23 protein-coding genes are annotated in these 25,109 nt (G+C 37.9%); 9 read left to right on the top strand and 14 right to left on the bottom strand.

Annotation, left to right across the window (positions count from 1 at the left end; translation table 11 throughout):
- The first annotated feature begins 2 nt into the window (after positions 1-2).
- From GVV19_RS05750 to GVV19_RS05720, 7 genes are all read left to right on the top strand, one after another.
- Entirely contained in the window at positions 3-1,049 is a 1,047-nt protein-coding gene (locus tag GVV19_RS05750; RefSeq protein ID WP_159641259.1) for a sulfotransferase domain-containing protein, read from the top strand.
- Positions 1,049-2,218, top strand: coding sequence for a glycosyltransferase (locus GVV19_RS05745; protein ID WP_159646204.1), 1,170 nt, complete (start codon positions 1,049-1,051; stop codon positions 2,216-2,218). The genes GVV19_RS05750 and GVV19_RS05745 overlap by 1 nt, the downstream gene beginning before the upstream one ends.
- Positions 2,215-3,717: a murein biosynthesis integral membrane protein MurJ gene (gene murJ, locus GVV19_RS05740; RefSeq protein WP_159641265.1), complete on the top strand. Its 1,503-nt coding sequence runs from the start codon at positions 2,215-2,217 to the stop codon at positions 3,715-3,717. Before GVV19_RS05745 ends, murJ begins: the two co-directional genes overlap by 4 nt.
- 164 nt (positions 3,718-3,881) lie before the next feature.
- Complete coding sequence (locus GVV19_RS05735) at positions 3,882-5,663, top strand: NTP transferase domain-containing protein (RefSeq protein ID WP_159646201.1); 1,782 nt, start codon at positions 3,882-3,884, stop codon at positions 5,661-5,663.
- On the top strand, positions 5,653-6,615 hold the full coding sequence (locus GVV19_RS05730; RefSeq protein WP_159646198.1) for a DMT family transporter: 963 nt from the start codon (positions 5,653-5,655) through the stop codon (positions 6,613-6,615). Before GVV19_RS05735 ends, GVV19_RS05730 begins: the two co-directional genes overlap by 11 nt.
- A gap of 53 nt (positions 6,616-6,668) precedes the next feature.
- Positions 6,669-7,031, top strand: a complete 363-nt coding sequence (locus tag GVV19_RS05725) for a PaaI family thioesterase (RefSeq protein ID WP_159646195.1) — start codon at positions 6,669-6,671, stop codon at positions 7,029-7,031.
- Between the two features lie 50 nt (positions 7,032-7,081).
- Positions 7,082-7,393 carry a DsrE family protein gene (locus GVV19_RS05720; RefSeq protein WP_159636259.1) on the top strand — a complete coding sequence of 104 codons (312 nt, stop codon included), beginning with the start codon at positions 7,082-7,084 and terminating at the stop codon, positions 7,391-7,393.
- A 152-nt stretch (positions 7,394-7,545) separates the two neighbouring features.
- On the opposite strand, the gene deoB is transcribed toward GVV19_RS05720, so the two are convergent.
- The 13 genes from deoB to truB form a co-directional block, all read right to left on the bottom strand.
- Positions 7,546-8,733, bottom strand: coding sequence for a phosphopentomutase (deoB, locus tag GVV19_RS05715; protein WP_159646192.1), 1,188 nt, complete (start codon positions 8,731-8,733; stop codon positions 7,546-7,548).
- Entirely contained in the window at positions 8,720-9,634 is a 915-nt protein-coding gene (locus tag GVV19_RS05710; RefSeq protein WP_159646189.1) for a tyrosine-type recombinase/integrase, read from the bottom strand. Before GVV19_RS05710 ends, deoB begins: the two co-directional genes overlap by 14 nt.
- Before the next feature lie 15 nt (positions 9,635-9,649).
- Entirely contained in the window at positions 9,650-10,807 is a 1,158-nt protein-coding gene (gene dinB / locus GVV19_RS05705) for a DNA polymerase IV (protein WP_159646186.1), read from the bottom strand.
- On the bottom strand, positions 10,807-12,447 hold the full coding sequence (gene recN, locus GVV19_RS05700) for a DNA repair protein RecN (RefSeq protein WP_159646183.1): 1,641 nt from the start codon (positions 12,445-12,447) through the stop codon (positions 10,807-10,809). The genes dinB and recN overlap by 1 nt, the downstream gene beginning before the upstream one ends.
- A 2-nt stretch (positions 12,448-12,449) precedes the next feature.
- Complete coding sequence (locus GVV19_RS05695; protein ID WP_159646180.1) at positions 12,450-14,222, bottom strand: 1-deoxy-D-xylulose-5-phosphate synthase N-terminal domain-containing protein; 1,773 nt, start codon at positions 14,220-14,222, stop codon at positions 12,450-12,452.
- A gap of 9 nt (positions 14,223-14,231) precedes the next feature.
- Positions 14,232-15,071, bottom strand: a complete 840-nt coding sequence (locus GVV19_RS05690; protein WP_159646177.1) for a polyprenyl synthetase family protein — start codon at positions 15,069-15,071, stop codon at positions 14,232-14,234.
- A gap of 1 nt (position 15,072) precedes the next feature.
- Positions 15,073-15,273, bottom strand: a complete 201-nt coding sequence (gene xseB / locus GVV19_RS05685; RefSeq protein ID WP_159636283.1) for an exodeoxyribonuclease VII small subunit — start codon at positions 15,271-15,273, stop codon at positions 15,073-15,075.
- Positions 15,270-16,754, bottom strand: coding sequence for an exodeoxyribonuclease VII large subunit (gene xseA, locus GVV19_RS05680; protein WP_159646401.1), 1,485 nt, complete (start codon positions 16,752-16,754; stop codon positions 15,270-15,272). The genes xseB and xseA overlap by 4 nt, the downstream gene beginning before the upstream one ends.
- Positions 16,754-17,158 (bottom strand): transcription antitermination protein NusB, encoded by a 405-nt coding sequence (locus GVV19_RS05675; RefSeq protein WP_159636285.1) that lies wholly within the window; start codon positions 17,156-17,158, stop codon positions 16,754-16,756. Before GVV19_RS05675 ends, xseA begins: the two co-directional genes overlap by 1 nt.
- Positions 17,159-17,194: 36 nt before the next feature.
- On the bottom strand, positions 17,195-17,524 hold the full coding sequence (locus GVV19_RS05670) for an Asp23/Gls24 family envelope stress response protein (protein ID WP_159636287.1): 330 nt from the start codon (positions 17,522-17,524) through the stop codon (positions 17,195-17,197).
- Between the two features lie 149 nt (positions 17,525-17,673).
- Positions 17,674-18,189, bottom strand: coding sequence for a DUF4303 domain-containing protein (locus tag GVV19_RS05665; protein ID WP_159636289.1), 516 nt, complete (start codon positions 18,187-18,189; stop codon positions 17,674-17,676).
- Between the two features lie 156 nt (positions 18,190-18,345).
- Positions 18,346-19,281 carry a bifunctional riboflavin kinase/FAD synthetase gene (locus GVV19_RS05660; protein ID WP_159636291.1) on the bottom strand — a complete coding sequence of 312 codons (936 nt, stop codon included), beginning with the start codon at positions 19,279-19,281 and terminating at the stop codon, positions 18,346-18,348.
- Complete coding sequence (truB, locus tag GVV19_RS05655) at positions 19,281-20,117, bottom strand: tRNA pseudouridine(55) synthase TruB (RefSeq protein WP_159646174.1); 837 nt, start codon at positions 20,115-20,117, stop codon at positions 19,281-19,283. The genes GVV19_RS05660 and truB overlap by 1 nt, the downstream gene beginning before the upstream one ends.
- Before the next feature lie 337 nt (positions 20,118-20,454).
- On the opposite strand from truB, the gene GVV19_RS05650 reads away from it, so the two are divergent.
- Together GVV19_RS05650 and GVV19_RS05645 are read left to right on the top strand one after the other, a co-directional pair.
- Positions 20,455-22,074: an ABC transporter substrate-binding protein/permease gene (locus tag GVV19_RS05650; protein WP_236262328.1), complete on the top strand. Its 1,620-nt coding sequence runs from the start codon at positions 20,455-20,457 to the stop codon at positions 22,072-22,074.
- Complete coding sequence (locus GVV19_RS05645) at positions 22,074-22,808, top strand: amino acid ABC transporter ATP-binding protein (RefSeq protein WP_159636295.1); 735 nt, start codon at positions 22,074-22,076, stop codon at positions 22,806-22,808. Before GVV19_RS05650 ends, GVV19_RS05645 begins: the two co-directional genes overlap by 1 nt.
- Positions 22,809-22,843: 35 nt before the next feature.
- Here the strand turns inward: GVV19_RS05645 and GVV19_RS05640 are convergent, their stop codons facing one another.
- Positions 22,844-25,093 (bottom strand): ATP-binding cassette domain-containing protein, encoded by a 2,250-nt coding sequence (locus GVV19_RS05640; protein WP_159646171.1) that lies wholly within the window; start codon positions 25,091-25,093, stop codon positions 22,844-22,846.
- Between the last annotated feature and the right edge of the window lie 16 nt (positions 25,094-25,109).

The raw sequence follows: 25,109 nt of genomic DNA, 5'->3' as shown, positions 1-25,109 counted from the left end.
ATATGAAAAATATACTAATACCAACAGGTTATATGAGTTCGGGGTCATCAGCCATTACAAATATTGTCTCCGAATTTGATGGTTATTTTGCCGATTACGGTACTCATGAGTACGTATTCCTACACTGTCCTAATGGTCTATTCGACCTAGAAGATAAATTACTAGTAGGTAATAATGCGATTCGTAGTGATGAAGCAATGCATTCATTCCATAATACGATGAAAATGCTTTATAACAAAAAATACTGGTGGGTTGGTCATTATAACGAGACCTTTGGCAAAGACTTTTTGAAACATACAGAAGAGTTCATGGAATCCATCACAACGCTCAAAACAACACAGTATTGGTACTATCAAGAGAATACGACCTTTAAAATGGCAATTCGTTTAACATGGAATCGTATTCTAAAACTTGTCACAATGAATAAAGTTAAAGGTAAGAAACCATTGCTTTATCCAGAAATGTGGATAGCAATACCAACTGCAGAAGAATTTTATGATGCTTCAAGGGTTTACTTGGATAAATTATTCCATATGATTGGTAATGACAAGAGGGCACTCATTTTAGACCAATTTTTATTACCATTTAACCTACACAGGTATGAAAACTATTTTAATGATCACATTAAAGTTGTAGTTGTTGAGCGTGATCCACGAGATGTCTTCTTATTAAACAAATACGTTCACATCGCATCTGGAGAATCTGTTCCTTATCCAACTGATGTCGTCCACTTCTGCAAATACTATAAACGTATGCGTGAAAGTGAAAAACTTTTCGACAATCCAAATATTCTACGCATAAATTTCGAGTCATTGATTTATGACTATGATGCGTCCATTCAAAAGATCATGAATCTACTTGAATTAGATGAATCCGCTCACGTTCGTAAATTTGAAAGTTTCAATCCAGATATTTCAATCAATAATACCCAAGTCTTCACCAATCGAGTAGAGTACGAAGCAGAAGTTAAGATCATTGAACAAGAATTAAGCGATTATTTGTTTGATTTTCCATATGAACGTGAAGCAAATCAGAAGGTCACATTCTGATGAATAACTCGCGAAATATCTATATTACAAGTCTTCATATGCAACATGGAGGTGTCGAAAAAGTTATTGCGTCTCTAGCAAATATGTTTGTAGAATTTGATTACAATGTCGAAATTTTATGTACTTATAATCTAGGCCCTATGGCGTATCCTTTGGATAGTGCAGTAAAAATCACTTATTTGACTGAAAATGCACCAAATCGTGATGCCTTCAAAGCAGCTGTTAAGTCGAAAAACCCATTTTCAATCTTAAGTGAGGGGCTTAAAGCATTTAAAACGTTACGCCTCAAAAAAGAATCGATGATTCAGGCGATTAAAAGCATTGAGTCAGGGACTATCATTTCGACACGAAACGAACATTCTGTATTATTATCAAAGTACGGTCATAAGAATGTCCACAAAATTGCACAACTTCATCACGACCACAACTTTGATGAAGGACTGATTAAAGACTTTAAATATCATTATCAAAATATCGACGATTTCTTACTTCTAACACCTGGACTTACTGAAGAGGTACAAGAAATAATGATGCCCACAAACAAACATACGCATTGTTCAACGATGCCCAACTTTATTGATGTAGCATCGCCAAATCAAATAGCAATGAAACAAAAACAAGTTATAGCTGCCGGTCGTTTGCATGCAGATAAAGGCTTTGATCGTCTCCTTGATATTTGGGCTCTTTTTGTAGAAGTACACCCAGATTATCAATTAAAAATATATGGGGATGGGCCACTACGAAACGATTTAATTGACAAAGCAGCGAAGCTTCAGATTACATCAACTGTGTCTTTTCCAGGAAACATAGATAATACCGATTTAATTACAGAAATGGGTTCATCAGTAGCTTATGCTTTGACTTCCATTTCAGAAGGTTTTGGTTTAGTGCTTATTGAAGCTATGAGTCAATATACGCCAGTTATAGCATATGATGTTCGCGCATCACCATCAGCAATCATTACTGATGGTGTTGATGGATATTTGATCAAAGAAAATGATGCTCAAAGTTTCGCTGATAAATTGGCATTACTTGCAACAGACGACACAATGCGTGACACAATGTCTCGCAATGCTCAAAAAACGTCACAAAAATACACTAAGGAATATATACAAAACAGCTGGTTGGCTCTTATCGAAAACCATTCAGTCAAAAAGGAGTTAAGATGAAACGAATTACCATTTTAATGATGTTATTGTCCATCCTATCGAAACTGTTTGGTTTCGCTCGAGAAATAACATTATCAACAACCTATGGCGCAGGTGCCATTTCAGATTCATTTATATTTGCTTATAACCTTCAATCGACATTGTTTTCAGTCTTTGTTGCTGCATTCGTAACTGGATTTATTCCAATGTTTACACGGATTGAACGCGAAGATGGGGAAGAACGTGCGATTGAATTTACAAATAATGTTCAAAATGTCATGCTCGTCATTGCTATTATCGTCAGTGCTCTTGTATTCATATTTACGGAGCAATTTATATCAATCCTTGTACCATTAGCAACTCCAGAAGCACTTTCTTATATGATTCCATTCACGAAAGTAGCCATCTTTACGGTTATGTTTACTTGTGTTATTCAAATACTAACTGGATTTTTACAAATCCGTAAAAGTTTCTTATTTCCAGTAGCACTTGCTTTCCCAATGAATATCATCCTGATTGGAACAATCATTTTATCTAAATCTACATCGGTTAATATTCTTCCGTACGGAATACTATTCGCATATGGAACACAAGCGCTTCTCATCATGCTCTATGCTCGAAGAAAAGGATTTAAGTTTAAGTTTCACCTTGATCTACACGACAAGCACTTACATACTATGCTTATCCTTGCGATTCCACTCATTATCGGTTCAGCAACCTCAACAATTGGAGGCTTAGTTAACCAAGGTCTCGCATCGGGGATTAATGGTGGTATCTCACATGTCAACTACGCAACAAAAATTGGAGGTATGGTTGAGGGAATCTTCGGTATGGCAATCGTATCTGTCATGTATCCAACCCTATCCGCAGCTGTAGCCAACCGAGAAATGGATAAAGCTGAACACGAATTTCAACATTCGCTAAGCTCATTACTCATTTTCATCATTCCATGTGCGTTAGGAATGGTATTATTGGCACAACCAATCGTTGAATTTGTATACATGCGTGGTGAATTCAGTATGGATGAAGTTCTCGTTCTTGCTCCTGTATTTAAAATGTACAGCTTAGGACTCGTTAGTTATTCAGTTTATGGCTTACTCGCTCGCGTGTTTTATTCATTCCAAAACACACGTACACCGATGCTTATTTCTATTATGAATATTTCAATCCAAATCGGACTTGGCCTCTTATTAGCAAATATGATTGGCTTACACGGGATCACTTTAGCAATGGCTATTGCATCAACTATCGGTATGATTACGCTGCTCTCACTAGCCATTCGTTTATTTGATAACTTTAATTATCAATTATTCTTTAAAGAATTAGGTAAGGTCGTACTTGCGGCTATACTAATGGGAGTTGTTGTCAAGTTTGGCCATACTATGTTTGTAGGTATGATGTCAGATAAAATTGCACTTGTGGTTACCATAGCAGTTGCAGCAGTCTCATATCTTATAGCTCTAATTATTCTAAAAGTGGACGTCATTAATGATTTAGTAATCTCATTCAAACAACGCTAATATTTAGAATCCAACCTCAGCACTGATTGAAACACCAATCAGTGCTTTTTATTTGTTTATAAAGCTAACATTATCATTTTATTAATCAAAATAGAGCTCAAAGATGGCTTTTGTTCAATAAACTGTGTAAAATATAAGGAAATGAACGAATGGAGTTTTAAGGAATGAATATAGACTTATTAAGAACACTGAGGCTCATTAGCGAAACTTCTTTGGCGAATCAACGTCAATTAAGTATGCAGTTGAATATCTCACTTGGGAAAATAAATCGTATTGTAACGGAACTACAAGAGCAACAATTAATCGAAGCACAGGTTGTTCCATATCACATTACAACCCAAGGAATGGAATTACTTAAGGAATATCGTGTAGATAGCGCGATTATTTTAGCTGCTGGGATTGGTGAACGTATTGTTCCATTATCATTTGATAAGCCCAAAGCTTTACTACGCGTTAAAGGAGAACGTCTTATTGAACGTCTCATCGAACAATTGCATGAACGCGAAATTTACGATGTCACAGTTGTTATTGGGTACATGAAAGAAAAAATGGAGTATCTGAGCGATAAGTATGGCGTAAAACTTATCTACAACCCCCAGTTTGATGCAACGAATAGTGTAACTTCGCTTTCGTTAGCCTCGAGCCAAATTAGAAATACTTATATCATCCCGTCGGATGTATATTTTACGGAGAACATTTTTAATAAATATGAATTTCAATCATGGATTGGTGCAGTTAATGATCCAAACAAACCAACGTATTGGTCGATTGAAACTGGCACAAACAAACGTGTTACAGCGATTATAGGTGATTCCGAGGCAACAACTGTAAATACAATTTATGGACCATCCTATATTGCCAAAGAAGAGGCTCGGGCATTATCCCATTATGTTCAAAATGATAGTCGATTGAGTTTTAAATCAGGTTTCTTCTGGGAGAATTCAATTGCGGATCATTTAAAAGATTTTCCAATCTATGCGAATATTTTTGAAAATTCAATCATTTACGAATTTGATACTTTTGAACAACTTCGAGAATTTGATGCAGCGTACCAAGATGATTCTCAAAGCCGAATCATTAGTATTATTTGTGATGTCTATAATATTACACCACTTGAAATAAGTGATATTCAAACACTGAAAAAAGGGATGACAAACGATTCTTTCCTTTTTACAGTTCGAAACAAACGCTTTGTATTCAGAATGCCTGGACGCGGTACAGACGCCCTCATTAACCGAAAGGAAGAAGGGGATGTCTATACTCAAATTGATCCGCTTCGTATCGCAGATAGCCTGTATTACTTTAATCCGGATACTGGGTATAAGATTTCGCGCTTCTATGATGGTGCAAAACCAATAACATACGATGATTACCCAACAGCCTTCGGAATCCTACGCAACTTACATACAAGTAATCTTCATGTCGATCACGAATTTGTACTAAGTGAGCGTATTAAATTCTATAAGTCGCTTTGCGATGATGCTGATGCTACATACTTTGAGGACTTTGATGAAGTATCAAGTATTGTTGAAGACGTCGTTACAATTATTGAAGCCATGAATCGACCTAAGGTTCTGGCACATATCGATCCAGTTATCGATAACTTTATCAAAATCCAAGATGGAACGATTAAACTAATAGATTGGGAATATGCAGCAATGGCAGACCCTTATCTTGATCTTGCAATGCATGCAATTTATAGTGGATTCAATCAAACTCAAATTGATGATATAACTGCGATTTATTTAGAGGAACAACCTACCGACGCCCAACAACATCTCGTTTATGGTTATGTCGCTCTTGGTGGATTCCTGTGGGCGCTCTGGACTTTATTCAAGGAAGCAAAAGGTGAGAACTTTGGAACATACGGCCTTGAACAATATCAGTATGCACGAACTTATGGTAGAAAATTCTTAGAATTTAATAGGAGTGAACATGAAGCGTAATGGTACATTAATCGGTCTTGGGTCAGGTCTTTTTTGGGGACTTGATACAGTTTTACTTGGAATTGCGACCTCTTCCACATTATTTCTTACAACACTTGCAGAAACAGCACCTTTGATTACAACGTTTCTCCATGATGGCGCATCGTTTGCCTTTTTGATGGTCATTATCCTAGTTCTTGGGAAGCATAAGCAATTTCTATCAACTCTACGTTCTAAAGCAGGGCTCGTAATCATTGGGGCCGCACTTCTTGGTGGACCAATAGGAATGACAGGTTATATTTTATCAATTAGAAATTTAGGACCTTCGATATCAGCAAGCATTTCAGCGATTTATCCGGCCTTTGGTCTTGTTTTAGGATACATCATTCTAAAAGAAAAACTAAAACCGAGAGCCATTGTAGGGATCATACTATCCATCGCAGCAATCGTTTTTATGGGTTTAAGTACAATTGGAGATATTCCAAATATGATGGCAGGATTATTCTTTGCCTTAATGTGTGTCATAGGGTGGGGTAGTGAAGCAGTTATCATTGGCGCTGCTTTAAAAGATGACGTTCCAGCAGAAATTGCTCTTGCAATTCGACAAATGGTAAGCTTTTTAACATATGGCTTGATCATTATTCCAATAATTGGTTACGATAAAATATCACTAATTGGACTCACAAATCCAAGTTTATGGTTGATTCTTTTTACAGGTATTATTGGATCCATTTCATACTTGTTCTACTACAAGGCAATTGCGCTAATTGGACCTGGTAAAGCTATGGGTTTAAATATCACATATCCAGCTTGGGCATTCCTGTTTAGCTATATTTTAATGGGAGATTTCGACTTCAAAACACTTGTATTTGTAATCATAATCTTTATTGGTGCCATCATGAGCATGGATGATCCAACTGAACTCATTCCATTTCTAAAAACTTCACAAGCTGAAGCACAAGAAAACAGTTAAAAAGACACTTTGGTGTCTTTTTTATGATAGAATTATCACAGTGAGGTTACAAAATGCATATTAATAATTACATGACAAACAATGATATTGAAGTAGTCGATTCAGGCATTGATTTCGCAACAACCCGAGTCGAATTTAGTGAAAAATTAACAAACTATTATGGCTATTTTCATGGGGGTTTATATTTTTCAATGGCAGATTCAGCTGCAGGAATTGCAGCTCGTAGCAATGGATCAAATTATGTGACGCTTAATGCAAACATTCACTTTATGGTTGCTGTTAAATCAGGTCATATTTACGCAAAAGCGCGAGTAATTTCGAGAACATCGAAAATATGTCTCGTGGAAGTTAATATTTTTGACGATCACGACCGTTTGGTTAATTCTGGTACATATACAATGTATCGCGTTCAATAATATCTTCGTGATTAAAATCTTGATATAATGAGTTATAGGAGGTTTATCATATGAAAACAGTATTTCACGTAAATGATGTACAGAATTTAGATGCTGCAGTGGCTAATATCGAAAACTTACTCGTATTTGAACCCATTGAACAAATTATTCTTGTAATCAATGGTCCAGCTATTAAAGTCGTTAAAGACAGTCCACAGATTGTCAAATTGGTTGCAATGGAAAAAGTTACTGTGTATGCATGTAACAATGCAATGAAGGCACATGATATTGATTATGTCCTTGAGGGCGTAAAAGTTGTGCCAGCTGGTGTTTATTCATTAACTCAATTGCAACTTACAGGTTTTGCATATATTAAACCTTAAACAGTCTGAATTAACCGACTGTTTTTCTCTTTTATTAGGTACTTCGCATAATGTATATTATGTAACTTAAATATATCCGAAGTCGATGAACTACTTAGCAATTTGATTAATTATTAATAAGACTAATAAAAAACCGCTTTCGCGGTTTTAAACTATTTGAGTAGTGACAGTACGGAGTGACCATTTGCTGTTGGTTCTGCACCGAAGTTATCGGCTACTGTTGCACCAAGGTCCGCAAACGTTTCATTTTTGGGAAGCATGCCACTACCCTCAAATGATGGTGAGTAGTAAAGTACTGGAACTTCCTCACGTGTATGATCGGTTCCATGATGAATTGGGTCGTTACCATGGTCAGCAGTGATGATGAGTAAGTCATCCTCTTTAATGAATGGTAATAATTGACCGAGTTCTTTATCGAACGTTTCAAGAGCTTCACCGTAGCCAATTGGATTACGACGGTGTCCGTACAATGCATCGAAATCAACTAAGTTAACAAATAAGAATCCATTAAAATCAACATCTTTAACAATACGAATTGTTTCTTCCATTCCATGAGAATTGCTCTTAGTGCGGAATGACTCTGTAATTCCTTCATTATCAAAAATATCAACAATTTTCCCTACACTGATTACATCTTTTCCAATTGCTTTCAAGGAATCGAGTGCTGTCTTGCCAAATGGTTTTAGCGCGTAATCATGACGGTTGGATGTACGTGCAAATTCACCTTTACGAGGTCCAACAAACGGTCTTGCGATGACACGTCCTACTTTCCAATCGTCTTTCATGGTTAATTCACGAGCAATCTCGCATACACGATACAACTCATCCAATCCAAAAACTTCTTCGTGAGCAGCAATTTGGAGTACGGAGTCTGCTGATGTATAAACAATCATTTTCTTAGTAGCCATGTGTTCTTCACCAAGTTCGTCGAGAATCTCTGTTCCACTTGCTGACTTATTACCAATGATTCCATAACCAGTACGTGCTTCAAGTTCATCTAAAAGTTCTTTAGGGAAACCAGTTTCGGTAAACGTAATGAATGGATTTTGAATATTAAGTCCCATCATTTCCCAGTGACCTGTCATTGTATCTTTTCCGTTTGAAGCTTCAATCATTTTTGTATAGTAAGCTGCAGGATGATCAACAGGGTTTACACCTTGAATTTTATGTAAATTTCCAAGTCCTAGTTTTTCCATATTTGGCATATTAAGGCCATTCATACGCTCTGCGATATGACCAAGTGTATCGGAACCTAAGTCACCAAATTTTTCAGCATCATGAGCAGCACCTGCTCCGACTGAATCCATAACTATGGTAATTATACGATTATATTTCTTCATCTGTATTGCCTCCTTTATTAGCAAATGTACCGACCAAAAACTGATCATACTCTTTCTTGAGTGCATCTTTTGATACGTGCGTATAAATTTGAGTTGTGCGGATATCCTGGTGTCCCAAAAGCTCTTGAATCACCCGTAAATCTACACCAACATCAAGAATGCTTGTAGCAAATGCATGTCTTAAAGTATGGGCGGAAATAGCAGTACTTAAATTCATTTCCTTACTTCTTAATTTTATCATATTGTGAATGTATTGTCGTGTAACTTGGTTACCTTTTGAACCAACAAATATATATTCACTAGAACTTACAAGCCATACTGGCCTAACTAATTGAATATAGGTATCCAATGCTTCTTGTACATCTTGTGTCATCGGAATCACCCGTTGCTTGTTCCCTTTACCCACGATTCTCAAAAGTTTTTCTTGTGGATAGTAATTGCTAAAGGTTAAATTGGTACACTCACTGACTCGAAGACCGCACCGATACATGATTATAAGTAATGCATAGTCAAATGTATCTTTGGGCGTCTTTCGGGCAAAGGATAATAACGTCACAATTGCCTCATTTTCGGCAATGTACGGGAGCCTTTGTCCCTGGTTTTTTAGGTTCATATATTGTGTGGGATCGTGTTGTGTCACATTCGTTTTAACAAGGTACTGATGAAATTGTCGAATGCTTACTACTTTGTGCTGAAGTGTTGCTGGTGCATAACGAGACTGAATGGATGCCATATAGGATGTTATATGTCTATATTCAATCATTTCAGGTGTTCGAATTTCTTGAGATTCAAGAAATTCTATATAATCACGTACATCGGTAAGATACGATTTAACGGTTAATTCGGATTTGGGATCAATAAATTGAATGAAATGATTGAAGTCATTGAGATATTTTTTCATATCATCCCACCTCCTTTATTTCTTTATAAGTGTGCTGGTTCGTTTAAATGCATCAATATTTAGTTCTTTGTTCAAGCGGGAAATAATGTCATTAATTGTTGGTTCTTTCAAATCATCAAAGAGATTGAGTTGTTCTATCTTGTCTTCAAGCGTTACGAGGTTTGACATTGATACGGATATGAAAGTAACACCATCCATGCTATCGAATTCTTCATATAGGTCCATCACACGTTCATAAATTAAATGCCTGTCATCTGTATAGTTTTCAAGGGTTATGGACCGTGCAGCAGTTTTGTAATCAGCCATTCGAATTGCAAACGTTAGTGTTTTCCCTACTAAATCATAGCTTTTCATGCGTAGTGTCATCTGTTCAATTTCATGACGGATTGCATGTTGAATTTCATCCAAGTCGACCATTGGTGTTGTGAAAGTTTTTGATTGTCCGACTGACTTTGCAGAGGTATCGGTTTCGATCTTTGAATTATCGCGACCATTTGCCTTTTCCACAAAACTTTGTGCGTTATTTCCGAGTATGTGGCGAATCGAATTTGGATCTGTTTGCGCCAAATCCTTGATAGTATGAATTCCATAAGCAATTAACTTCGGTACAGTTTTCTTTCCAATCCCATGCATCTCGTTGATTGGCAATGGCCACAAGAACTTGTCAATTTCACGAATTCGCAGCACAGTAATACCATTGGGTTTCTGCATATCACTCGCCATTTTTGCTAAAAATTTATTTGGGGCAACACCGATAGAAATCGGTAATTTGAGTTCTTTTAAAACACGTTGTTGAATTTCGACTGCAAGATCCAATGGTTTGGGATAGTTCCTAATTACATCGCTAACATCAACATAACACTCATCAATGCTTGCTTGTTGTAATTTTGTAGAATAACTCCGTATTATATCCATAAAACGTCGGGACAGGTCATTGTACAAGTCAAAATCAATCTCCACTACAACTAAGTCTTGGCATAAACGTTTTGCGTGACTTAAGGGCATTGCAGATTGAATTCCGAATTGTCGTGCTTCATAGGAAGCAGTTGTAATTACAGATCCACGGTGATTCGAACAAACCACAACAGGTTTTCCAATCAAGGATGGATCGGTAATAACATGTGCACTTGCAAAAAATGCATTGATATCAATATGAAAAATTACATTAGCCATTAAAACGATTGCCCTTCTTTTAATAATTCTTGTGCTGCAAGCAGTGACGCGCTGGATACAGATCCGCTCATGATTAATGCAAGTTGTTCCACTTGCTCTTCAGGTGTTAGCTGATCAATAGATGTCATGGTAGCTTCATCTTCTTGAGATTTGGATATTTTGTAATGTTGGTGCGCATGTGCAGCCACTGAGCTCAAGTGAGTAATTGTCAGTACTTGTGCTTCCTTTGAAAGGTCCTTCATTTTTTGTCCAATTCGCATTCCAACACGTCCTGAAACACCAGTATCGATTTCATCAAAGACGATTGTATCAATATGTTGAACACGACTGAAAATGACTTTAAGACCGAGCATCAGCCGTGACAACTCCCCTCCACTCGCGACTTTGTCGAGTGGGGCTAAATCCTCACCTTTATTCATACTGACATAGAATTGTACATTATCATGGCCATTTTGATTTAAGTTTACACTTGAAAATTTGACTTCAAAACGCGCATGTTCGAGCATCAGATCATGCAATTGAACTTCCACAGCCTTCTCCAGTTCAACTGCAGCATCGCGACGCTTTACACTTAATGACTTGGCTGATTCTGTCGCTACATCAAGTGCAACATCACGGATGTTCTGAAAGTCTTCACGGATTTCATCAAAGTGTTTTGCACGATGTAGCAATGCATCATAAGTTTCCATAACCGCTAAAATACCCTCAACATCGCCAAATTTACGGAAGTATTGTTGATACTGGTACATGCGTGATTGATATGAATCAAATTCATATGCATCGAATTGCAGTTCATGACTAAGTGCCTGGACGGTGTCTCGGACATCTTCGAGTAGAAAATATGCTTCACGATATTTTTCACCCAGTGTATCGTTATTAAGCTCTTCGTATAACGATAAACCATCATAAAGACGCGCAAGTGCATCATTTTGCTTGAATATCTCAAGCATATCACTATAAATAGTTTGGTATCGTTCGAAATTTGACATCGTTTCAAGGTTTTCAGTCAAACTTGTATAGTCATCGACACTTGGTTTGAATTTCTCCAGTTCACGTAACATTGCTTCAGCACGCTCAATCTCGTCCGGCGAAATATCACTGGATTCAAACGTTTCTAAATCTCGTTGTGCTTCTTTATACGTTTGATACAGATGAGAATATGTTTCAAGAGCCTCTTGTATTGATGCAAATCGATCAAGTAGGTTTAAGTGTTGTTTACTATTAAGCAAACTTTGAGTTTCATGTTGAGAGTGAATATCAATGAGGTATCCTGCTAATTCACGTAATAGTGAAGCTGTTACAATTCGGTGATTGATACGAGCATTACTCTTCCCATCACGATTCATATCACGGGAAATGATGATTGGATCGCTAGGGTCGACATCAAACCCTATTTCCTCAAGATAAGGAATTACTGGATGATTATCAGCGACTGTAAAAATCATTTCTACACGAGAAACATCATCATACTTTCCAACAATACTTGCACTGCTTCGCTGTCCAAATGCAAAATTCAAAGCATCGACAAGCATGGATTTTCCTGATCCAGTTTCACCAGTAAACACGTTGAAATTATCAGATAAGTCTACGGAGATATCTTGAATGAGGATATAATTTTTAATAGCAAGATGTTGGAGCATAGTTATTTCCCTTCTATTAGTAATCGAATTGCATCATCAATATGTAAATGATGTGCACGTTTAAGTTCTTTAGATCCAGCTGTTAGCTCGAGACCTCTTAAATCAACACAATGAATTTCTAAATCAAGTTTTTGTTCATAGCAGTGACGTAAAATGTGATAGTATAACTCGTTGTGAATATCTTCTATATTATAAATAAGAATTTTGTGATGAAACTCCGCAATTTTTTGAAGCAATTCGGAATCAACACTTGATAAATTTCGTGTATTTACTACACCAACATTTAGTGCGTTTGCTTCTATTTTTTTGATAAAATCTTGAATCGAGGTTCCAAATGTTAAGATGACCCCTTCACTAGAAACATCAAAAGGGTGTGCTATTTCCCAAATGGCATCCAAATCAAGCAATTGTGGCATGTGTTTTTCTGCATCATTTTGATATCGAATCGCATTAATTCCTGGTTTTTGTAAAATTTTGTTCAACAAACCACTGGCCTCGTTAAGGTCTTTAGGCATATAAACGTTTGCGAGGTGTTCTAAAGCACCAATATCATAAACCCCTTGCTCAAAACGGTTACCTGTTGAATTTAGTCCCGTACTGCGAATAAGGAGTGTCAACGGTAATTCGGAAAGTTTGAATTGATTGTTGATGTGACTTTGTACCTCTAACACACGTTGTGAGGATAGTGCTACTACGACACGATATCCCATCCGAACATATCCAGCAGCCATTGTAACTAATGATTCAGTGCTACCAGATGTCACGACATAATTGTTTGGGTATGCTTCAGCGAATTCACTAAAGTAATCTCCAAAATTAAGTGCGTCTACAAGCAGCATCAATTTAGGATCGCGAATCCCTACAAGCGTAGAGTCAAAAATCTCATGATAGGTTTTATAATTGTCTGGTGTTGCATCATCCAGTTTAAAATTGGGAAATTCTAACTTGCGACGTTGTTTTTTACGAAGGCGCGTTTGAACATGAATAAGATTTGGACCTTTCATTGTTTTCGCCATCTCAAAAACACGAACTAAATCACTGATGTTTTGTCCATCAATTGGACCATGATAATCAATTCCAAATTGCGTAAAGATTGTAGGTTCAAGAACCGTCTCTTTCAAGGCATCTCGAACGCGTACCAACGTGTTTAAAATAGGACGTGAAATTGGATTGGAATCCAAAACAGTCTTCATATCTTTCTTTAAACCGGTATATGTTTTACTAATTCGAATACTTTTTACGAATGTATTCATTGACGTATAGTGACGCAGTAACGATTGTTGTTCATCAATCATCACAATAATGATATTCGGTTTTTCTTTACTTATTTGAACCAACGTTTCATAGGTTAGTCCATAATTTAGTGCATGGTCATCGATTACAACGATTGTATGGTTTTGTGGAGCATCTAGTGCATATGCAAGTCCGACACCAAGTCCCTCTCCAATATCACCGCCTGTATATGCGTCAAAAGGATTGGTAGCGTCCAACGTTAATGGAATGTTGGTACGCAACGCAAGATCCTGTGCACGACCCGTCAAAATTTTATGGGTCATAACTTGTTGCCCACCATCAAAAACAACACGATCTTTGTTTAGGTCAAATACCTTATGCAAAGCAAGTGTTGTCTCGAGGACATTGATATTTTTTATGATTGTTTCGACATCAAATCGTGTCTCTTGAGCTAAAAATGTTGCGATTTCATCAGTTAGTGCATCAAGCTCTGCTGGTTTAAGATCACGAATTGCATTCGAATTCTTAAATTGATTAAACAAGACTGTCTCCTAAAGATCGCGTGCGATCATTTCTTCAATGAGTTTTTGTAGTTCTGTGCCATTTAAATCAAGACGATCCAACAGCACTTTGATTTCTTTAAATAGGCCTTCTGTTGCGTTTTGAGCACGTTTTAAGCCTAATAACGTTACAATAGTACTCTTTTCACGTTCACCATCGCTAAGATGGCTCTTCCCAATTTCGTCACTTGTCTTCGTTACTTCTAAAATATCATCCTGATATTGAAATGCGACGCCAAGTTTCAAACCCAGGGTACGCGCAGTATCTTGCAAGTCATCTTTCCCTGCAATAACAACTGCCATTTCTAAAGCAGCAGCAAACAAACATCCTGTTTTCATTTCATAGCATTGGATAAGTGCTTCGACGGAACCAATGTTATCAACAATATCAAGCTCTTGTCCTAAAATCATGCCGTGTGCACCGGCATTACGAGCTAAAATTTCAACAGTTTTCATTTGAGTCGCGGCGCTGACGGTATCTGCTTTGGCAAGTGTCGTAAAGGCTGCAGTGAGCAAACCATCTCCTGCAAGAATTGCCATTCCTTCACCGTATACTTTATGATTCGTTGGTTTAAAACGGCGGAAATCATCGTTATCCATAGCTGGTAAGTCATCATGTACAAGCGAGTACGTATGAATCATTTCAAGAGCACATGCCTGATTTAATCCTTGATATAAATCAACACCATAATCAGCAAGTAGACTCAACAAAAGGCGTGGTCGAACGCGCTTACCCCCACTCAGCAGTGAGTAGGACATTGCATCTTGAACTGTCGTATTTCCATATTCTTGGACTAGCTCTCGTAAACGGCTTTCGATCATTAAATTCATGTTATTCTCCTTGGTGCTTCTGAACAAGCTCTTTAACTGTTGTTTCGTATTGGGTTAAGCGGGTCTGACACTGTTTTGATAATTGTAACCCTTCATCAAACAGTGCGATGGCATTGTCTAATGACAAATCGTCTTTTTCAAGCAAAGTTGCAATCTCTGCCAATCGTTTCATTGCTGCTTCAAAATTAAACGTTTCACTCATACTGGGTCCTTTCCACTCACTGTCGCCTGAATTACACCATCTTTTACAGCGATGGTTAATGCATCCCCTTCCTCCACATTCTTTATGGATGTAATGGGTTCTGAATCCATGCTTACACGAGCAAATCCTTTTGCATAAATTGTTTCTAATTTCGCAACCGGATTATTGTTGCTTATTGTTTTTATTATATCGCCAAACTGACTGGCTTTCAAGTTGATTAATCGTTCAATACGCCGTTTTAAAGCCACATCAGTCTCTTCTGTGATTGTGTAAAATTGTGGTATTTTACGTTGAATTCCACTAACTGAAAACATCAAACTTTGATCAAATTGTTTTCGGCGGACATCTTCCTGTCGAATGCGTTGTTCGACGTTGTAGTAGAATTCACTCTCGAATGTCTTTATGTGTCCTTTACTTTCTTGAAATTTAAGATTTAACATTTTCTCATAACCATGGATTTGTTGTTGAAGTGTTTGTTTAATCGTATCAAATCGGTAAATTTGATGTGTCACTTTGTTTTGATGATAATCCAAGTATTGTTGTTTCATTTCAATAAAACGTAAAGGGTCTTGCAAATAGCGTTGTGACATAATCGTTTGATAACCTTGTTGGTTTTGTCTTAATTTATTGCGAACAGACTTATAGTATGCATTTTTATAATCTCGTAAATTTTCGAGTAAATCTTTAGTATTGGGTGTTGCATGAACTGCAGCAGCGGTCGGTGTCGCAGCCCGATAGTCTGAAACATAATCAACCAAGGTGACATCACTTTCATGCCCTACTCCTGAAATAATCGGTGTTTTCGAGTTATAGACAGCCTCCAATACTTTGGGTTCATTAAATGACCACAAATCTTCTATTGATCCACCGCCACGAGCAAGAATTATAGTGTCGAGATTTAGGGTGTTTGCATAAGCAATTTGCTTAACGATACTGTCCACCGCATATTCTCCTTGAACAAACGCATAAAGAACATGAACCTGAGCAACAGGCCATCGTTCATGTAGTGTTCGTGCAATATCCGCGGCAGCAGCACTTCCTTCACCAACGATAACCCCAAGATAATGCGGGTACTTCGGTATCGGTTTTTTATGCTCTACAGCAAAATACCCCTTCTCCAAGTACTCTTTCTTCAAAGCTTCAAACTGAATGAATAAATCACCCAGCCCATCCAAGTTCATGCATTCGACATAGATTTGGACAGATCCTGTCGACTCAAAGACATCAATAGATCCGTGGATGACAACTTTATCCCCATCTTTAGGTTTAAATTTAACCATACTAGATTTGCTGCGAAACATAACACACGAAACCCTACTTTTTGCATCCTTCAGAGAAAAATAAAAATGCCCACTGTGGTGAGCTTTAAAGTTTGAAAGCTCTCCTACCAATGCGACATTCTTAAAAGACGGATGTTTCTGAATAACACCTTTGAGTTCATTAACAAATTCTGAAACCGTAATGACCTTCTCTTTTGGCATCATATTGCGTCTAATACTCCGTTTATAAATTTGTATGAGTCTTGGTCTGCAAATTCTTTCGCTAAACGCACAGCCTCATCTAAGACAACAACTTTTGCTTGAATTCCGAGTTCTAACTCAGCTGCAGCAATAAGCATAATCGCTTGTTCGATATAACCAAGACGATCAAACTTCCAGTTATTTAAGTATTGATTTAAAGCTAAGCCATAAATCTCTTTTCGTGCAACAGCACGATGAATGACTTCAAGCATTTCTTCACCAAACTCAAATTTGGGAATAAAGTCACTTACATTTGAAATAAAGGCGTTATCTTCCAATACTTCCTCGATTGCTTGATCACGTACTAAGTGAATATACACTGCACGCATTGCATCTTGTCTCTCAACACTACGACTCTTCGTCATAAAACCTCCACACTAAAAGAAGCAGATATCTGCTTCTTAATTAAACTTAAATCCGACGACATTAACGTTGATTGTAACACTGCTGAAGTCAACCATCATTTCAATGTTACGACGTAATTCATCTTGTAATGCTCGAACTACGCGTTCGACATCTTGACCGTACTGAACTCGGACTTTGACATCAATATTAACGTGTCCATTCGCATTGCTTACAGAAAGTGATTTTTTTCCTGTACCATCTTCGAAGAAGATGTGTTTGTTTTCAGCAACTGTAATTGCAACAATGTGATTAAAAACGTTATTTGATACTGCAATTTGACCAAATCCGTCATTTTTTTCTTGAATTAATACATATTCATTTGCCATATTTATCACCTACTACGGCTATTATAACAGAAATATTTAAGAAACAAAAGGCAGTCGATTAATTATTTGGTGTCTCTTTCTCTTTCTAGAGATTTCGACATTTTCGTAGCGTCTTCAACAAAAAAAGCACATCTGTGCTTTCTCGAAATTTAGATATTAAGCCGAGCTTCTCGTTTAGTTTTTAGTGCTGCATAACGCATAAATGAAGCATCAATTGTTTCTTCTGTTCCCATCGCAAGCGTGAGGAATGTCGAATCTTTTGGAATCTTTATGAAACACTCAGATTCTTCAAATTCTAACAAGGTATTCGTAAGCAATTCCAAGTAGCTTTCGGGTTTCTTTGCATAATATGCTTCATAAAGATTGTCGGGCATCGGTTGAATAACTGCAATTGCCTGATAGTTCCAGTCTCGAATTGAATATCGCAAATCAACAATTGAGACCGTTTCCTCACTATTTCGTTCATAGTAGCGTCGTTTCCGATGAAAATCAAACTCCGTGTTCATCGACACTGTAATTTCCAGTGTCTCAAGATTTGCCTCCAATGCGAGTGCGTTAAAAATAATATCGATTTCCGAATCTAACAGTGTTTTTACACTTGTAGTTACGGCATCAATGAGATCTCTTTTAAAATTCGCAACTGCGGTTCGTTTACTTACAGTCATAATCATTCCCCTCTGTTAAAGCGTAACAGATTTTAATTGAGAATCCATCTTTTTAAGGTAAATGTATGGCATTTATTAAGCGATAACCGGAAACGATTCTTAGTTTTAAGAAAACTCGTGATTGTAACAACAATGTTGCACAACCACGAGTCATTTTTACAATTTATCTGCTAAAACAGTTCGTGTTTTTCGTTCGTCTTCTTTCATCTGTTCGACAAGTGCTTCAATAGAATCAAATTTGACCTGTCCACGAAGATGTTCAACAAACGTATGTTTGATGAGTTCACCATAGATATCACGATCAAAGTCCAGAATATGCGTCTCAACAGACAAACGTTCTGTACTGTTGAAGGTTGGATTGTGACCAATACTTAGCATTGCTTTAAAGATTTCACCTTGCACTTCAACTAAGCCAGCATATACACCTTCAGCTGGTATGACATATTCGTCGACAATGTCCATATTAGCCGTTGGGAACCCAATTTTACGACCTTGTTTACGGCCATCCACGACAAACCCACTGATAACATAATCACGTCCCAATAGCTCAGATGCTGTTTTGACATCACCACGCAATAATGCTTGCGTTATCATCGTAGTACCAATCTTTTTTTCGTTGGTTAAATCTAGCTCATGAATCAATGTATCGAAGAAATAATGGGCGTGTTCTTTTAAGAATGCCACATTACCTTGACCTCGGAATCCAAATTTAAAATCAGCACCTACAATTAATGCACGAACATTCATTGACACCAAATAAGCCTCTATAAATTCCATCGGTGACAATTTCGAGGTATCTTTCGTAAAATTTATAATGATCAAATGGTCAATCCCTAGCGACTGTGCGACTCTGACTTTTTCTTTCATAGGTGTTATATGATTTACTTTGTGTTTATCATTGACCACGGTCCACGGATCTGGATCAAATGTAATAATCGCTGATTCGAGGTTACGTTCTTTCGCAACTCGAATTGTCTCATTGATTAAACTTTGGTGTCCTAAATGAAGGCCATCAAAATATCCAATCGTAGCTGCTATTTCATTACCAAATGTGTTTAATGTCATATGATCTTTAATTATTGTTTGTTTCATTACCATAATCCTCTCACTGATTTGAACGTCGTTTCATCAATCCGTTCATAGACGGCGTAATACTCGCCTGCATCCACGAGTACACGGTCCTCGGGGATGTCCAATTTCAGTATCTTTCCATTCTTAACAAAGTGTATCATGCGTTCATTTTCAATTTTTGGCAACTGAATTGCTTCTTTTGTAGGTATCAATTTATCAACCAACGTGTCCAATGCATCCAATTCAATGCAATCTTCCAATGTAAAGCGACCAACTTGTGTCCGTTGTAAGTAAGACATTGCCCCGATCATTCCTAAACCGGTTGCGATATCTTCACATAGCGTACGGATATACGTGCCACTCGATACATGCGCTATAAATTCAACGCCCTCTGCATCAAAATGAAGCACATCAATTGCATAGACTTCGACATCAGCATATAACTGCTTGACCTCTTTGCCTTCTAAAATATAATCGTAGGATCGTTTCCCATCAATTTTCTTCGCCGATACTTTGGGAACGCGTTGGTTCTGTTTCCCTATTAAAGCTGTAACTACCGACTTAAGTTGGGCCTCATCATAAGGTACAAGAGCCCCTTCTTCCTCAGTATCACCCCAAATATCTCCAGTATGAGTCCTTAACCCAAATTTTATCTTTGCATGATAGGTTTTATCTTCAATTCCAAGGTAGGGCAACGCCTTTGTTCCTTGATTTAATGCCAATACTAAAACACCCGTCGCCATTGGATCAAGTGTGCCACTGTGTCCAACTTTTGCACGTGTGTATCGACGTATTTTTGCAACAACATCAAAAGATGTCATCGCTTCTGGTTTGTTAATACAAATTATTCCGTTCATAAAAGCCCCGTTTCCTTATAAATTATAGCTTTTTTCAACAATTAGTCAAAACGAAATCATCATTTCATTGACTTTTTAGCGATCAGTGATACGATTATTGATGTTAAAGACATTTTATAGAGGTAGCGATGCAGATGAGTACATAGTCGAGCCGGCAGGCAGCGACACTATGGAAAGGCAACCATCGCCGAACGACTTTTGATTTGCAAGCAAGATTCGTGGGGTTCCAGGTAATACCTGTAACACTCCTTCCAAGAAACCTGGAAGTGGAGCTAGATATCCGAAATTACAAGGACCTCTAGCTATGGGGTCTTTTTCTGTATATATGGAGGAAAGTATGTTTCATCGTCGCTTTAAATTCGCAAGTCTAATTCTTGCATGTATGGTAATCCTATCATTACCAACAACTGCTGTTTTTGCAGCAAAGGATAATGTATTAACAGTCGGAATGGAGTGTAATTATGCCCCATTCAACTGGACACAAACACAAAAGACTGATTTTTCAGAACCGTTGCCAGACGGTCGGTCATACTGTGATGGCTATGATGTTCAAATTGCTCGCAAAATAGCTGATGATCTTGGAATGGAGCTTAAAGTTAAAAACTATGCTGTATTCTCTAGTTTAGTTGATGGCGTTCGTATCGGTGATGTGGATCTTGTCATTGCTGGTATGAGCAACACAGAAGAGCGTCGTCAAGCTATCGCCTTCACTGATGTCTATTACAAAAGTGAAATGGTTCTCGTGGTGCCAAAAGCAAGTCCCCTTGCCGGCGCCAAATCCCTTAAAGATTTTTCTGGGAAACATGTGGCAGCCCAAATTGGGACGCTTCACGATACTCTAGTTCCGCAGATTCCCGATGTGAACCACGGGATGCCAATGGAATCTTTCCCGCTTTTAACGACAGCTGTAAAATCAAAGGCAATCGATGCATTTGTATCTGAAAAACCGGTTGCGCAAGCAATTACCAATAGTAATCCCGACTTAACATATGTTGCGTTTGAAGCAAATCAAGGATTTACGGTATCTGAAGAAGATGTAACAGTTTCAATCGGAATTGCGAAAGAAAACACAGAATTATTGGAAGACGTCAACCGCGTTCTTAATAGTCTGACGGACGAAGATCGGGATACTATTATGTATGACGCAATTTTACGTCAACCTTCATCAGATACATCCGGACAAGAGCAAATGCCTTCTGGATTTATTGCCGGTGTTGGCTTCTTAATTCAAAATTACTGGCCCATGTACCTAAGTGGACTTGGCACCACACTCTTAATTGCACTCTGCGGTACTGCATTTGGTCTTACAATTGGGTTGGTTGTTGCCGGGCTTCGTCAAATCAAAATCAACAAAAGAGATAAAGCGTTTGTACGTTTTATCAAACATATAAACAGTATCGTAACCACGGCCTATGTTCAGTATCTTCGTGGTACACCGATGATGGTTCAAGGGATTCTCTTCTATTATGGAATCCGTACCCTTGGAATTGAAATATCACCGCTTATTTCTGGGATTGTCGTTATTTCAGTTAATACGTCATCGTATATGTCAGAAGTCATTCGTGCCGGAATTCAATCGATTGATCCCGGGCAAAACGAAGCGGCACGGGCTTTAGGGATGACGGAAATCCAGACACTGCGTTTCGTTATCTTACCACAAGCGCTACGTAATGCTTTACCAGCGATTGGAAACGAATTTGTTGTTAATATTAAAGATTCTTCAGTATTGAACGTTATCTTAGTTGCAGAGCTTTTCTTCCAAGGGAATCGAATCTCCGGAATTTACTACCGTCAAATGGAATCGTTCTTTATCGTATCCATGATTTACTTATCGTTAACACTAATATCAACCAAGATATTATCAATAATCGAAACGCATATGGATGCACCTAAAGGAAACTACCCAAACTCACAAACACATAAAGCGAACTTCGATACATTGAAAGGAGACGAATAATGGCTTTTCTAAAAATTGAACACCTGAGTAAATCATTTGGTGATTTACTGGTCCTTAAAGACATAAACCTTGAAATCAAAAAAGGTGAAGTTGTGACCGTTATTGGATCAAGTGGAAGTGGTAAATCGACGCTTCTACGCTGTATTAACCTCCTTGAAGAATTTGATGAAGGTAAAGTTTTCTTTAATGACTTAGAAGTTAATGACCCTCAAATCGATGTTAATAAATACCGTTCTCAAGTTGGGATTATTTTCCAATCATTTAATCTTTTTAGTAACATGACGGTTCTTGAAAATCTCATGGTTGGCCCAATACGTGTGTTGAAAGAAAACCCAAAAGACGTCGAACAAGAAGCGCTTAAGAATCTAGAGCGGGTTGGGATGCTTAATTTCAAAGACGCCTCTGTTAAACGCCTTTCAGGGGGTCAGAAACAACGGGTTGCAATTGCTCGAGCACTAACGATGAAACCTGAATTTCTCCTCTTAGACGAGCCTACAAGTGCACTAGATCCAGAAATGGTCGGCGAAGTCTTGCAAGTCGTCAAAGATCTTGCAGACGAAGGCTTCACAATGTTTATTGTTACACACGAAATGGCCTTCGCTAAAGAAGTGAGCGATCGCATTCTATTTATGGAGCAAGGGATTATCCTAGAAGAAGGCTCTCCTGATGAACTCTTCAATAACCCAAAACATGAACGGGTACGACAATTTTTAAATCGCTTTAATCAACTCTGATCATAAAAAAAACCGCCTCAGTCGAAGCGGTTTTTTTATATATAGTTTTTAGTAAGCGATTCTGGTGCATCGAAGATATCTTGTGGTGCGCCTTCAAAGACAACTCGACCACCTTGACTCCCACCCTGTGGTCCCATATCAATGATATGATCTGCAACCCGCATAACTTCAAGATTATGTTCAATTATTATTACAGTACTGCCTGAATCGACTAAGCGATCGATAATACGCATAAAGGTATCAATATCCGACATATGCAATCCAGTTGTAGGTTCGTCTAAAACATACAAATCACTTTGCTTGTGTAATTCACTTGCCAATTTAATCCGTTGCGCCTCTCCACCAGAAATGGTGTCTAGCGGTTGTCCTAACGATAAGTAATGTACGCCCACTTCAGCAAGCGTAATCAATGTCTTTCGAATTGTTTTATCATCAAAGAAATCAACTGCTTCTTCGACGGTTAATGCGCCCACTTCAATAATATTAAGACCTTTGTAGCGATAATTGATAACTTCTGGGATATAGCGATTGCCATCGCATACATGACAAATCGTCTCTACGTCTTCCATAAACGCCAAGTCAGTGACAATAACCCCTCGCCCCTTACATTCGGGACATGCTCCTTTGGAGTTGAATGAAAAAAGTGCCTTATCGACATTGTTTGCCTTCGCAAAAACTGTTCGAATCTTATCAAAAATACCGGTGTAAGTCATTAAATTAGAACGAGAACTTGTATGGAGTTGTTTTTGATCGATTACAACCGCTTCTGGATAATGACTCATAAATTCTTGATGAATTAAAGATGACTTACCACTTCCGGCAACTCCAGTCACAACAGTCAAAACATTTTTAGGTATCGACACAGTTACGTTCTTAAGATTATTAGTTTTGGCATTTTCAATTGTATAGAATCCTGTATTAGGACGCAGAGTGTCTTTGAACGCTGGCAGTGCATGTAAATGCAACCCGGTAAGTGTCTGTGATGCAAGAAGTCCTTCATAAGACCCCTCAAACATAATTTCACCACCATGAATACCTGCCAGCGGCCCTACATCAATGAGGTGATCGGCAACTTTAATAACATCACGATCGTGTTCGACGATAATAACCGTATTCCCTGCGTCGCGAAGATCACAAAGCATACCATTTAGATTTTCGACATCACGAGGATGCAATCCTACACTTGGCTCATCAAAAATATAGATAAGACCATTCAAACTGCTACTTAAATGCTTCATCATCTTAACCCTTTGCGACTCCCCTCCAGATAAGGTACTCGTTTCACGGGTTAAGGTTAAGTATTCTAAACTCATCTGTATGAGTTGATTTACGCGTTTGAGTGCTTCTTCCACGATAGGTTTTACTGGCTCAACATTGTGTATATCTTCCAAGAAAGCCTTTAAATCCGTTAATTCCATATCCGTCACATCAAAAATATTTAAATCTCCAATTTTACAATCAAGAATTGCAGGAGCATAGCGTGTTCCCTGACATTTCGTACAGGTTTGTAGTGTGGTATACGTGTTAACGATATCTTGTGTTCGTTTGGAGTGTCCGCTTAAGTCTCGGGTAATAAACATCGAACGAAACTTCGCTAGGATCCCTTCATATTCAAGATTCGTTGGTTTTGAACCTCCAGGTCCCATGATTTGCACTTTGCGTTTACTTCCATAGAGCAGTAATTCCAACGTTTCGTCATCGTATTGATTTAATGGTAAATCAAGATCAAACCATCCTGAAGCTTCATAAATTTGGAAATACCACGATTCCCGATCAAACACGGGAAATGTGATCGCACCATCATTTAGCAATCGTGTCATATCTAATATTAAGTCAACGCGTGGTTCAATTCGTTTACCAATGCCCTGGCATGATTCACACATACCAGCCGGATCATTAAAAGAAAACATAGATGCTGTACCCGCTGAAGGCAACCCGATTCTTGAAAAGATAGTTCGTAGGAACGCATTAATGTCCGTAATCGTACCTAAGGTAGAACGAGCATTTCCACCGATTCGCTTTTGATCAATAATAATCGCTGGATTTAGATTTGTAATGCTATCAACGGATGGTTTATCAACTTTCGGAAGAAAGTTTTGAATAAATGTTGAGTAAGTTTGATTCAGTTGTCGTGTCGCCTCATTTGCGATTGTATCGAAAACGATTGAGGATTTTCCTGATCCTGATACACCCGTAAAGACAGTTATCTTGTTTTTGGGGATATCTAAATCAATATTCCTTAGATTGTTTGTGGTCATACCACGTAATTTTAATTGTTGTTCCATAGGCTATCTCCATTTC

It is taken from the genome of Erysipelothrix anatis, assembly GCF_009828745.1.
In the GTDB taxonomy this organism is placed as follows: Bacteria; Bacillota_I; Bacilli_A; order Erysipelotrichales; family Erysipelotrichaceae; genus Erysipelothrix; species Erysipelothrix anatis.
Note: the sequence above shows the minus strand (reverse complement) of the source record. Positions and strands in the feature narration are given on the sequence as shown.

Bases quoted from the DNA above. Each gene is read 5' to 3' on its own strand.
- GVV19_RS05750 (WP_159641259.1), top strand. From the start codon at position 3: ATGAAAAATATACTAATACCAACAGGTTATATGAGTTCGGGGTCATCA.
- GVV19_RS05745 (WP_159646204.1), top strand. From the start codon at position 1,049: ATGAATAACTCGCGAAATATCTATATTACAAGTCTTCATATGCAACAT.
- murJ (WP_159641265.1), top strand. From the start codon at position 2,215: ATGAAACGAATTACCATTTTAATGATGTTATTGTCCATCCTATCGAAA.
- GVV19_RS05735 (WP_159646201.1), top strand. From the start codon at position 3,882: ATGAATATAGACTTATTAAGAACACTGAGGCTCATTAGCGAAACTTCT.
- GVV19_RS05730 (WP_159646198.1), top strand. From the start codon at position 5,653: ATGAAGCGTAATGGTACATTAATCGGTCTTGGGTCAGGTCTTTTTTGG.
- GVV19_RS05725 (WP_159646195.1), top strand. From the start codon at position 6,669: ATGCATATTAATAATTACATGACAAACAATGATATTGAAGTAGTCGAT.
- GVV19_RS05720 (WP_159636259.1), top strand. From the start codon at position 7,082: ATGAAAACAGTATTTCACGTAAATGATGTACAGAATTTAGATGCTGCA.
- deoB (WP_159646192.1), bottom strand. From the start codon at position 8,733: ATGAAGAAATATAATCGTATAATTACCATAGTTATGGATTCAGTCGGA.
- GVV19_RS05710 (WP_159646189.1), bottom strand. From the start codon at position 9,634: ATGAAAAAATATCTCAATGACTTCAATCATTTCATTCAATTTATTGAT.
- dinB (WP_159646186.1), bottom strand. From the start codon at position 10,807: ATGGCTAATGTAATTTTTCATATTGATATCAATGCATTTTTTGCAAGT.
- recN (WP_159646183.1), bottom strand. From the start codon at position 12,447: ATGCTCCAACATCTTGCTATTAAAAATTATATCCTCATTCAAGATATC.
- GVV19_RS05690 (WP_159646177.1), bottom strand. From the start codon at position 15,071: ATGAATTTAATGATCGAAAGCCGTTTACGAGAGCTAGTCCAAGAATAT.
- xseB (WP_159636283.1), bottom strand. From the start codon at position 15,273: ATGAGTGAAACGTTTAATTTTGAAGCAGCAATGAAACGATTGGCAGAG.
- xseA (WP_159646401.1), bottom strand. From the start codon at position 16,754: ATGCCAAAAGAGAAGGTCATTACGGTTTCAGAATTTGTTAATGAACTC.
- GVV19_RS05675 (WP_159636285.1), bottom strand. From the start codon at position 17,158: ATGACGAAGAGTCGTAGTGTTGAGAGACAAGATGCAATGCGTGCAGTG.
- GVV19_RS05670 (WP_159636287.1), bottom strand. From the start codon at position 17,524: ATGGCAAATGAATATGTATTAATTCAAGAAAAAAATGACGGATTTGGT.
- GVV19_RS05665 (WP_159636289.1), bottom strand. From the start codon at position 18,189: ATGACTGTAAGTAAACGAACCGCAGTTGCGAATTTTAAAAGAGATCTC.
- GVV19_RS05660 (WP_159636291.1), bottom strand. From the start codon at position 19,281: ATGAAACAAACAATAATTAAAGATCATATGACATTAAACACATTTGGT.
- truB (WP_159646174.1), bottom strand. From the start codon at position 20,117: ATGAACGGAATAATTTGTATTAACAAACCAGAAGCGATGACATCTTTT.
- GVV19_RS05650 (WP_236262328.1), top strand. From the start codon at position 20,455: ATGTTTCATCGTCGCTTTAAATTCGCAAGTCTAATTCTTGCATGTATG.
- GVV19_RS05645 (WP_159636295.1), top strand. From the start codon at position 22,074: ATGGCTTTTCTAAAAATTGAACACCTGAGTAAATCATTTGGTGATTTA.
- GVV19_RS05640 (WP_159646171.1), bottom strand. From the start codon at position 25,093: ATGGAACAACAATTAAAATTACGTGGTATGACCACAAACAATCTAAGG.